The organism is Bradyrhizobium sp., from assembly GCF_019244115.1.
In the GTDB taxonomy this organism is placed as follows: domain Bacteria; phylum Pseudomonadota; class Alphaproteobacteria; order Rhizobiales; family Xanthobacteraceae; genus Bradyrhizobium.
In genome coordinates this window covers 1-5202 of sequence record NZ_JAFATE010000199.1, presented here as the reverse complement: position 1 = coordinate 5202, position 5202 = coordinate 1, and the positions used below count along the sequence as shown (strand labels likewise).

Sequence of the window (5202 nt, the reverse complement as noted above, 5' to 3'; positions counted from 1 at the left end):
TACCGCAAGCAGCTTGAAACGAACTACGCGCTCAAACTGCCGCCGGACCAGGTGACGCCGTTCATCGACGCGCGCTTCAACATCAAGGCCAGCGCCGGCTATCCGCGCTGGCTGCGCGCCTTCGTCAGTTCCGGCCAGATGATCTATCGCGAGCCGGTGGCGCACGAAATCCCGCTGCTTGCTCTGCCGACGTTGTTCATCATGGGCGCTGACGATCACAATGCGCCGGGACGCGCCAATGCGCCGGAGGCGCTGCGGCCCCAAATGGGCCAGAACGCCGAACTCGCCGTGACGCTCGCGGCCAAGATGCAAAATGCCCATGCGGAAATCATCGCCAACACCGGGCACCTGGTGTTTCTCGAAGCGCCCGACCAATACAAGGAACTGGTGCTCGGCTTTCTCGGGAAGTGATAGCGCTGCCCGGCGTCCTTCAACGCCGATGGCCGCGCCGGGGAGATCGGCGCGGCCATCCTAACCGCCGCAAGTGGCAGGGATTCAGGGTGGGGCGGATCCTCCCTGCCTTATCACTTCACCAGTTGCGGAAGCAGCGGCGGCCGAACGGGCCCGAATGCCAGCCGGGCGGACAGTTGTACATCGGACGGCATCCGCCATAGGGACCGCGATGCCAGCCCGGGCCGCAGCCGCCGGCAACCAGGATCACGTCGGCAGATGCGGCCTGATCGGCGACGGGTGCCAACGGCATCGCCTGCGAGGCGGTCATGCCGATCAGGCCGAGGCCCAGGGCAAAGGCGGATGCTGCAAGTATCCTCTTCATGGTTCTTTCTCTTTCAAATGTGCCGTGATCCGGCGGTTTACGAAATCAAGTCAGTCGGTTTCGCGCAGATGTCTACCAATGCCGCCAGTGACGGTGGCCCCAATGGCGGTGCCAGTGGTGATGGCGCCAGCCCCAGTGGTGGCGGTGGTGCCAGCCCCAATGACGGCGATGCCAGCCGTAGTGATGGCCATGGCCCCAGTGCACCTGTTCGGGCCTCAGCTGATCGACCTCCTCGCGCGAGGTCACGGCCGGACGAATGTTTTCGCTGCCGCTCTGGCCGATGTCTTCGCCGGCGCGCGAGGCGCCATGACCTTCGAGAGCCAGCGGCATGAGCGGAGCGGCGGACGCGGCGGACGCGAGCGCGGCGGTGCCGACTGCCAAACCTAACGCGAATTTCAGAAAGTGCCTGCGTTCCATTCGCCCTCTCCTCCGTTTGCGCCTCCGTTTGCGCCTCCGTTTGCGCAATCGCCGAGAAAGTTTTGTCCGCCGCGGCTGAACGCGACCTGAACTCTTCGTTCAGATAGGCCGATGCAGCGTTAACGTTTGTCCACGCTGCGACGCAGAACAAACAAAAATCAGACGCCGAACGCCTCTGCCAGCACCAGCGTCTCGCGCGTGCGCGTCCCGATAGTCGAGAGGATAAGGCTCCACGAAGGACAGCGACACCCCGCGCGCATACTGGCCATAGGTCACCGACGCCTTTGCATACAGGCCGCGGGGCTTGAGATCGTCGCCCTGCATCGCGCGCGCGAGCGCGGCCTCATCGGCAAATTCGTACATCGCCAGATGAACGGACGGCGATCATGTGCGGCCGGCCTTCTCCCGCATGATCCTGCGCCGCTCCAGGCTCTCGGGTGACCACACTTGCTTGAGGTCATAAAACTCGGGCACGCTTCGCGCGCCCGGCGGCAGCGTGACCCAGGGCAGTTTTGTCGAGGTGAAGATGTGGATGTCCGGCGGACACTGCTCCGGATCGTCCATGGTGCCGACACGAACGAAACGCGTGACCGGGCCGGAGCCGGCATAGTTGCTCCAGACCGCGACCTTGCAGATCGGGCAGCGGGCAATGCGCTGTCCCTTGCCGCTCGCCGACGGCGTATCGACAATCTCCGGCTCGGCCGCGAGATGCTGAACGCGATCCGCCTCGTACACCGCGTTGAGGGCATGGGCGGTGCCGGTCTCGCGCTGGCACCAGCGGCAATGACAGGCATGCACGATCAGCGGCCGGCCGGACAGCCGGTAGCGAATGTGGCGGCAGGTGCAGCCGCCTTCGAACGTCTCCTCCATTTGCGCCCCTCAATCTTCTTTTGGCCGATCAGGTTGGCCCGTGGCGCTGCTAGACCCAGCCGCCGCGCGCCATGATCGCCGCGCAGAGCAGGATGACCACGATCGCGGCGAGCTCGGCATGGATGACAGCGGTGACGCGCCTGAGCTTGCCGGCGTCCACCGACGGCACCTGCCCGGCCTTGATCGCGCCGCGCCAGGACAAGAACTCCCGCGTCGGGACGATCGATAGCAACCCGATGATGATGAACAGCGAGAATTTGGTCAGGAAGGCGTGGCTGTGGAAATAATAGCTCGCGCCCTTCTCGAAATAGAATACCCGCAGCAGCCCGATGATCAGCAGCGCGCCGGCGGCGACGCCGAGCACGGCATCGGTGGCCTGCAGCCGCCGCGCCGAGGCGACCGTCAACTCCTGCCGCACCAGCGTGAACTCGATCGCGACCGCCGCGACCAGCGTGAAGGCGCAGAGGTGATGGAGGAAAGCGAACAGTGTGGACATGCGGCGAGACCCCGGATCACCCCCATGGTAGTGAAGTCCACTCTGGGCGCAAGATGATGACACACCCCAGAGCGGCCTTGACGCAACATAACGAGGCCCGGAGTGCTTAAGGGAGTCCGGGCCTCGTAACCGGAACAACCACCACCTTCCTCGCCGCCCGGCACAGTTTAATGTCGTCCTGATTGTGCCGACTGGGTTTGACATGTCTCAATTGTTGCACCGATGGATAGCGGGCTGCGCCGCCCGTTTCGGGCGTCATCAAACGCAAGCGGATGCCGCGAAGCACGCGCGACGCATCATCGCAGCACGTCGACCGCGCGTCGCACACACGCCGATTTGAATCTGCAGGCGATGGCCAGATCTCCCCGAGCCATACGATAATGAGGCTTGCGTTGAAATCGGTTCCGCGCACGGAACCAGTTCACTCGAGATGACAGGAGATGGTCATGGCAGCGAAAGTAAAGCCAATCCCGGACGGATTCCACAGCATCACCCCGTATCTCATCGTCGAAGGCGCCGCAAAGGTGATCGACTTTGCGCAAAAGGCGTTCGACGCAAAACTTCATCACGAAGCGACCAAGCGGCCGGACGGCTCCATCATGCATGCGACGTTGAAGATCGGCGATTCCATGCTGATGATCTCCGACGCTTCGGAGCACGCCAAGGCGACCACCACGATGCTCTATCTCTACGTAGGCGATGTCGATGCCACCTATCAGAAGGCGCTGAAGGCCGGCGGCACTTCGGTCATGGAGCCAGCGGATCAGTTTTATGGCGACCGCTCCGGCGGCGTGAAGGACCCTGCCGGCAATCAATGGTGGCTCGGCAAGCATGTCGAGGATGTCTCGCCTGCCGAACTGAAGAAGCGTGCCGAGCAGATGTTCAAACAGCACGGCCAGGCGGCGTGATCTCGTAAGGTGGGCAAAGGCGCGTTTTCGCGCCGTGCCCACCATCTTTCCTGCGGATACATCGTTGGTGGGCTCGCTTCGCTTGGCCCTACTGCGTCATAAGACCCTCATGGTGAGGAGCGCGCTCTTGCGCGCGTCTCGAACCATGAGGCCCCGATGTGGATTTCCGGGCCTCATCCTTAGACGCTTGCTAAAGCAAGCTCCTCAGGATGAGGGGATATAGCCGTTTCTGACATAGTAGGATTACCCACCCTACCCCTCACATCAGCTTCACCGGCGCATCGCGAACGAGACGAAGATTGATCCCGCCAATCAGGTCCGAACGGAGCGCCTCGGCAGTGCTGATGGCAGCCTCGGTCTGTCGTAACGTACTGACATTGGACCCGAACGACACGATCCCGCCAAGGATCAAGGCAATCGATCCGAGCGCGGCGGACTGACTCGCTCCGAACAGGCCAAGTATCGCGACGAGCAGCAAGGCGACGCCGCCGGCGATCGCAGCCTTGGACGCCAAAATGAGCTTCCGGCATCGTTCCGCGGCCTCGGCAAGGGCCTCGATGCGCGCTTCGATGTCTGAAATCTCGTCGGTCGGATCGTCTTCGGTCATCAGCACCCGTGGTAGGGTGGGCAAAGGCGCATCTTCGCGCCGTGCCCACCATCTTGCCCTGTGGATACATCGTTGGTGGGCTCGCTACGCTTAGCCCACCCTACCCTCTCACAACGGCAGATTATCGTGCTTCTTCGCCGGCATCTCGACCTTCTTGTCGCGGAGCATCGCGAGCGCGCGGGCGATGCGGCGGCGGGTGGAGTGCGGCATGATGACGTCGTCGATATAGCCGCGCTCGGCAGCGATGAAGGGCGACAGGAAGCGGTCTTCGTACTCTTTCGTGCGCGCGGCGATCTTTTCGGGATCGCTCATGTCGGCGCGAAAAATGATTTCGACCGCGCCCTTGGCGCCCATCACTGCGATCTGCGCCGTCGGCCAGGCGTAATTCATATCCGCGCCGATCTCCTTCGAGGCCATGACGTCGAAGGCGCCGCCATAGGCCTTTCGGGTGATGATGGTGACTAGCGGCACCGTGCATTGCGAGTAGGCGAACAAGAGTTTTGCGCCGTGCTTGATCAGCCCGCCATATTCTTGCGCGGTGCCCGGCAGAAAGCCGGGCACGTCGACAAAGCTGACGATCGGGATGTTGAAGGCATCGCAGAAGCGCACGAACCGCGCCGCCTTGCGCGAGGCGTCACTATCGAGCACGCCCGCCAGCACCATCGGCTGGTTGGCGACGAAGCCGACCGTGCGGCCGGCAATGCGGCCAAAACCGGTGACGATGTTTTTCGCAAACGCCTCCGAAATCTCGAAGAAGTCGCCCTCGTCCACGACCTTCAGGATCAATTCCTTCATGTCGTAGGGCTTGTTCGGATTGTCGGGGATCAGCGTATCGAGCGACATGTCGAGCCGCTCGATCGAGTCAAAACTCGGCCATTCCGGCACGCCGTCGGTGTTGTTGGCCGGCAAGAAGTCGATCAGCCGGCGCATCTGCAGCAGCGCCTCGACGTCGTTCTCGAAGGCGCCGTCGGCGATCGAGGAGCGCGTCGCATGCACCGAGGCGCCGCCGAGCTCTTCGGCGGTCACCACCTCGTTGGTCACGGTCTTCACCACGTCCGGGCCGGTGACGAACATGTAGCTCGTATTCTTCACCATGAAGATGAAGTCGGTCATGGCCGGCGAATAGACG

Annotated in this window: 9 protein-coding genes; 2 read left to right on the top strand and 7 right to left on the bottom strand. The window is 62.8% G+C overall.

All coding sequences use genetic code 11. The features are described from left to right. Positions 1 to 411: alpha/beta fold hydrolase (locus tag JOZ76_RS08660; protein WP_291698210.1), on the top strand; the 411-nt coding region annotated here is incomplete at its 5' end. Between the two features lie 118 nt (positions 412 to 529). On the opposite strand, the gene JOZ76_RS08655 is transcribed toward JOZ76_RS08660, so the two are convergent. The 5 genes from JOZ76_RS08655 to JOZ76_RS08635 all read right to left on the bottom strand — a co-directional run bounded on the left by JOZ76_RS08655 (position 530) and on the right by JOZ76_RS08635 (position 2558). After that, positions 530 to 775, bottom strand: a complete 246-nt coding sequence (locus JOZ76_RS08655) for a GCG_CRPN prefix-to-repeats domain-containing protein (RefSeq protein ID WP_291698209.1) — start codon at positions 773 to 775, stop codon at positions 530 to 532. A 72-nt stretch (positions 776 to 847) separates the two neighbouring features. Then, positions 848 to 1192, bottom strand: a complete 345-nt coding sequence (locus JOZ76_RS08650; RefSeq protein WP_291698208.1) for a twin-arginine translocation signal domain-containing protein — start codon at positions 1190 to 1192, stop codon at positions 848 to 850. A 99-nt stretch (positions 1193 to 1291) separates the two neighbouring features. Continuing rightward, positions 1292 to 1555, bottom strand: coding sequence for a hypothetical protein (locus JOZ76_RS38165; protein ID WP_366938549.1), 264 nt, complete (start codon positions 1553 to 1555; stop codon positions 1292 to 1294). 21 nt (positions 1556 to 1576) lie between these two features. Beyond that, positions 1577 to 2062: a GFA family protein gene (locus tag JOZ76_RS08640; protein WP_291698207.1), complete on the bottom strand. Its 486-nt coding sequence runs from the start codon at positions 2060 to 2062 to the stop codon at positions 1577 to 1579. A gap of 49 nt (positions 2063 to 2111) precedes the next feature. Beyond that, on the bottom strand, positions 2112 to 2558 hold the full coding sequence (locus JOZ76_RS08635; protein WP_291698206.1) for a DUF2214 family protein: 447 nt from the start codon (positions 2556 to 2558) through the stop codon (positions 2112 to 2114). A gap of 446 nt (positions 2559 to 3004) precedes the next feature. On the opposite strand from JOZ76_RS08635, the gene JOZ76_RS08630 reads away from it, so the two are divergent. Next, on the top strand, positions 3005 to 3466 hold the full coding sequence (locus JOZ76_RS08630) for a VOC family protein (protein ID WP_291698205.1): 462 nt from the start codon (positions 3005 to 3007) through the stop codon (positions 3464 to 3466). Between the two features lie 259 nt (positions 3467 to 3725). Here the strand turns inward: JOZ76_RS08630 and JOZ76_RS08625 are convergent, their stop codons facing one another. Together JOZ76_RS08625 and JOZ76_RS08620 are read right to left on the bottom strand one after the other, a co-directional pair. Then, positions 3726 to 4073, bottom strand: coding sequence for a hypothetical protein (locus JOZ76_RS08625; RefSeq protein ID WP_291698204.1), 348 nt, complete (start codon positions 4071 to 4073; stop codon positions 3726 to 3728). Between the two features lie 108 nt (positions 4074 to 4181). Beyond that, positions 4182 to 5202: acyl-CoA carboxylase subunit beta (locus tag JOZ76_RS08620; RefSeq protein ID WP_291698203.1), on the bottom strand; the 1021-nt coding region annotated here is incomplete at its 5' end.

Bases quoted from the DNA above. Each gene is read 5' to 3' on its own strand.
- JOZ76_RS08650 (WP_291698208.1), bottom strand. From the start codon at position 1,192: ATGGAACGCAGGCACTTTCTGAAATTCGCGTTAGGTTTGGCAGTCGGC.
- JOZ76_RS08625 (WP_291698204.1), bottom strand. From the start codon at position 4,073: ATGACCGAAGACGATCCGACCGACGAGATTTCAGACATCGAAGCGCGC.
- JOZ76_RS08630 (WP_291698205.1), top strand. From the start codon at position 3,005: ATGGCAGCGAAAGTAAAGCCAATCCCGGACGGATTCCACAGCATCACC.
- JOZ76_RS08635 (WP_291698206.1), bottom strand. From the start codon at position 2,558: ATGTCCACACTGTTCGCTTTCCTCCATCACCTCTGCGCCTTCACGCTG.
- JOZ76_RS38165 (WP_366938549.1), bottom strand. From the start codon at position 1,555: ATGTACGAATTTGCCGATGAGGCCGCGCTCGCGCGCGCGATGCAGGGC.
- JOZ76_RS08655 (WP_291698209.1), bottom strand. From the start codon at position 775: ATGAAGAGGATACTTGCAGCATCCGCCTTTGCCCTGGGCCTCGGCCTG.
- JOZ76_RS08640 (WP_291698207.1), bottom strand. From the start codon at position 2,062: ATGGAGGAGACGTTCGAAGGCGGCTGCACCTGCCGCCACATTCGCTAC.